Raw genomic sequence first — 252 nt, 5'->3', positions numbered from 1 at the left:
AGATCGCGCCTTGCCGCCACGCTGCGGTGGCCGAATGCAGCGGATTGGGCGCATGCAAGAACGCACGCGGCAAGCCGAATGCACCGAGTAATGCGCGCAAACGTGTTGTCTGCCCGGCGTCGTCGGGCTGTATGGCGAGCATGTTCGCGCCGTCGTAGAGCAGCGAACTGCCACCTGAGTGAAAGTCGATCAGATATTGAGCACGCGCCAACAGCGTGTGCTCGATATAGTCGGCAATGATGGCCGTCGGTG

The 252-nt window shown here is 61.5% G+C and carries 1 pseudogene; it reads right to left on the bottom strand.

Annotation, left to right across the window (positions count from 1 at the left end):
* A pseudogene (locus SB786_RS37025) lies at positions 1-252 on the bottom strand (deacylase); the annotation flags it as partial.

This window comes from Burkholderia sp. SIMBA_062, assembly GCF_046534765.1.
In the GTDB taxonomy this organism is placed as follows: Bacteria; Pseudomonadota; Gammaproteobacteria; order Burkholderiales; family Burkholderiaceae; genus Burkholderia; species Burkholderia ambifaria.
This window is presented reverse-complemented; position numbering and strand designations above follow the sequence as displayed.